Below are 4,030 nucleotides of genomic sequence, written 5' to 3' on the forward strand. Positions count from 1 at the left end.
TTGGTAGGAAGAGCCGGCACGACAGGGATGTCGTGACGGAGTTTGGGGCGCCCTGGATGGGCGATACCAAACCGTAGCGAAGATGGCATCTCGGATAAAAGCGCGCGAGTTGAGAGCCCCCGCGCAACGGGGCTCTCATCGGTCGCCTTCTCCAGTAGGCTTATGGAAACACATTTGCTGACCGGCGAACGAAACATTTCACTGTGATTCCATAGAGGATGTTGACGTTCCAAAACCCAGCAAAAATAACGCCTACTACTCCGGTATCAACAAACTCGATCCCTGTGTCCCGCGGCTTTGCAGTACTTCGTGCGCTTTTCTTGCGTCACTTAAGGCAAATTTCTGCGTATCAGGCACATCAACGCTAATTGCACCGCTGGCAATCATTGAGAAGAGTTCATGGCTGGCACTAAGCAAGTCTTGGTGATTATTGATATAGCCATTGAGAGAAGGGCGTGTAACGTACAGCGAGCCTTTTTGGTTGAGTATCCCCAAATCAACGCCGGTGACAGGGCCTGAAGCATTGCCAAAGCTGACCATCAGCCCGCGTTTTTTCAGACTATCGAGTGAGGCAAGCCATGTGCTTTTGCCCACAGAGTCATAGACAACGTTAACTTTTTCACCCTGAGTCAGTTCTGCGACGCGTTGGGCGATATCTTCGGTTTGGTAATTAATTGTCGCCCATGCACCAGCCTGTTTTGCTCGTTCGGCTTTAGCGTCTGAACCTACGGTACCAATCAGCTTGGCGCCCAGCGCTTTTGCCCACTGGCATGCTATTTGGCCTACGCCCCCAGCTGCGGCATGGAATAGGAAGATTTCGCCTGCTTTGATTTCATAAGTTTGGCGCAGCAAATAATGCACGGTAAGACCTTTGAGGAAAGAGGCTGCGCCTTGTTCAAAGCTTATTGCATTAGGCAGTAAAGCCACTTTTTCCGCAGGGACGTTATGTACCGAACTATAAGCACCGAGAGCGCTCTGCGCATAAACCACGCGATCGCCGACTTCAATACTGGTGACGCCTGCACCGACTTTAGTGACCACGCCAGAGGCTTCTGTGCCAAGCCCTGATGGGAACTGAGAAACTGGGTACAGTCCGCCACGAATATAGGTGTCAATGTAGTTGATTCCGATGGCTTTATTGCTGATCTGTACCTCTCCCGCAGCCGGATCTTTCGGATCAAAGTCTACATATTCAAGCACTTCAGGCCCACCGTGGGCGCTAAACTGGATACGTTTTGCCATCGTCTTTCCTCAAATGCATAGTGTCATTGTTATAATCAAAATTAGATTACATTCAGGTATACTGACGCGTCTTTCACTAACAGGTAAAGCATTCCCACTATGGCAGGAAATAAACCCACCAACAAATCAAACGAGACCCCGCGCGACAGGCAGATGGAGGGGCTCAAGCTACCACCACATTCGCTGGAAGCGGAACAGTCCGTGTTGGGCGGGTTGATGCTGGATAATGAACGCTGGGATAACGTGGCTGAGCGTGTTGTCGCCAACGATTTCTACAGTCGTCCACACCGCCTAATTTTTACGGAAATGCAGCGACTGCTGGAAATGAGCAAGCCGATCGATTTGATCACGCTGTCTGAATCGCTAGAGCAACGTGGCGAATTAGAATCCGTGGGCGGATTTGCTTATTTGGCAGAGCTTTCAAAGAATACGCCAAGTGCGGCGAACATCGGCGCTTATGCCGATATCGTACGTGAACGTGCAGTTGTCCGCGATATGATCTCGGTGGCTAATGAGATCGCCGACGCGGGCTATGATCCTCAAGGACGTAGCAGCGAAGATCTGCTTGATTTGGCGGAATCACGTGTATTCCAGATTGCGGAAAATCGTGCGAACAAAGACGAAGGGCCGAAAAGCGTTGACCGTATTTTAGAGCAGACGGTTGCACGTATTGAGCAGCTTTATCAGACTCCACATGACGGTGTGACAGGGGTCGACACCGGTTATCAGGACCTCAATAAAAAAACCGCCGGTTTACAGCGTTCTGACCTGATTATCGTAGCGGCGCGTCCATCGATGGGTAAAACCACGTTCGCCATGAACCTGTGTGAAAATGCCGCAATGACCCAAGATAAACCGGTGCTGATATTCAGTCTGGAGATGCCCGGCGAACAGATCATGATGCGTATGCTGGCGTCATTAGCACGCGTTGACCAAACCAAAATTCGTACCGGTCAGCTAGACGATGAGGATTGGGCACGAATTTCCAGCACCATGGGGATTCTGCTGGAAAAACGTAACATGTACATTGACGACTCATCAGGTTTGACCCCAACGGAAGTGCGTTCGCGTGCGCGCCGCATTTTCCGTGAACACGATGGGCTTAGCCTTATCATGATTGACTACCTACAGCTGATGCGTGTGCCGTCGTTATCGGATAATCGTACTTTAGAAATCGCGGAAATTTCCCGCTCGCTCAAGGCGTTAGCAAAAGAGCTACAGGTTCCGGTTGTGGCACTGTCTCAGCTTAACCGCTCTTTGGAACAACGTGCAGACAAGCGCCCGGTAAACTCCGACCTGCGTGAGTCTGGCTCCATCGAACAGGATGCCGACTTGATCATGTTTATCTATCGCGATGAGGTTTACCACGAAAACAGCGATCTGAAAGGTATTGCGGAAATTATTCTGGGTAAGCAACGTAACGGCCCAATCGGTACGGTTCGTTTGACCTTTAACGGCCAGTTCTCGCGTTTTGATAACTATGCGGGCCCGCAGTACGACGACGAATAATCGAGCTGGTGACAAAACATCATCAGCTCTCTAAGAGCAGTAATTAATTAACTCATTTGAGATATTGGGAAGGAATAGAAATGAAAGCGGCAACCGCAGTCATTGATCGCCGCGCTCTGCGACACAACTTTCAGCAAATTCGTCAATTTGCGCCGCACAGCCGACTGATAGCCGTTGTAAAAGCAAATGCCTACGGGCACGGGCTTTTAGAAACAGCCAAAACGTTAAAAGATGCAGATTGCTATGGCGTAGCGCGTATCGGCGAAGCCCTAAAACTGCGCTCGGGCGGTATTGTTAAGCCTATTCTGATGCTGGAGGGCTTTTTCTCTGCCGACGATCTGCCCGTTTTGGTTGCCAATAATATTGAAACTGCCATTCATAGCGAAGAACAGTTACAAGCGCTGGAAGAGGCTGAGTTGGAGCGTCCGGTTAAGGTTTGGATGAAGCTGGATACCGGCATGCATAGACTTGGGGTACGTCCAGAGCAGGCCGATGCGTTTTATACGCGCCTTTCCAACTGCCGCAACGTTGAGCAGCCGGTGAATATTATGAGCCACTTCAGCCGTGCAGATGAGCCTGAAACGGGTATGACTGAAGCTCAGTTAGCTTGTTTTGACGCATTTGCTACGGGTAAACCTGGCTTGCAATCTATCGCTGCCTCGGGCGGTATTCTGCTTTGGCCACAGTCGCATCGCGATATGGTTCGCCCAGGAATTATTCTGTATGGCGTATCTCCGCTGGCTGAACCCTATGCCGACCATTATGGCTTACAGCCGGTGATGACGCTGAAATCTAGCCTAATCGCCGTGCGTGAGCACAAAGCTGGTGAACCTGTGGGCTACAACGGCACATGGGTAAGCCAGCGCGATACCCGACTTGGCGTAGTCGCGATTGGCTATGGCGATGGTTATCCACGCAGTGCGCCTTCTGGCACTCCCGTGCTAGTCAATGGCCGTGAAGTGCCTATCGTTGGTCGTGTATCGATGGATATGATTTCGGTTGATTTAGGCCCAGAGGCGAAAGATAAAGTGGGTGATGAAGTGGTTTTGTGGAGTGCAGAACTGCCGGTTGAAAAGATTGCTAAGTATACCGGAATCAGCGCCTATGAGTTGATTACCAAGCTGACGCCGCGTGTCACGATGGAGTATGTCGGCGAATAATGCGGGGTGATACCATTTCATCCTCCTCAATGTAGGTGAGGATGAAATGGTGTGCTGCTTATCTTTTACAGTGACGCTTCATAAATTTTGCGGCTATCTTCCAGCGTAATATCGCTGTT

Annotated in this window: 3 protein-coding genes; 2 read left to right on the plus strand and 1 reads right to left on the minus strand. The window is 50.5% G+C overall.

The features are described 5' to 3' along the window. Window positions 1-255 precede the first annotated feature (255 nt). A complete protein-coding gene (locus RSC70_RS20915; protein WP_130961399.1) occupies window positions 256-1,242 on the minus strand; it encodes a quinone oxidoreductase in 987 nt (328 codons plus the stop codon). A 99-nt stretch (window positions 1,243-1,341) separates the two neighbouring features. Between RSC70_RS20915 and dnaB the strand changes: the two genes are divergently transcribed. Then, window positions 1,342-2,751 carry a replicative DNA helicase gene (gene dnaB, locus RSC70_RS20920; RefSeq protein WP_004093484.1) on the plus strand — a complete coding sequence of 470 codons (1,410 nt, stop codon included), beginning with the start codon at window positions 1,342-1,344 and terminating at the stop codon, window positions 2,749-2,751. Window positions 2,752-2,831: 80 nt separating this feature from the next. Next, window positions 2,832-3,911 (plus strand): alanine racemase, encoded by a 1,080-nt coding sequence (alr, locus tag RSC70_RS20925; protein ID WP_061059298.1) that lies wholly within the window; start codon window positions 2,832-2,834, stop codon window positions 3,909-3,911. Window positions 3,912-4,030: the final 119 nt, after the last annotated feature.

Origin of the sequence: Hafnia sp. (assembly GCF_036648275.1) — a bacterium.
GTDB classification, from domain to species: Bacteria; Pseudomonadota; Gammaproteobacteria; order Enterobacterales; family Enterobacteriaceae; genus Hafnia; species Hafnia alvei.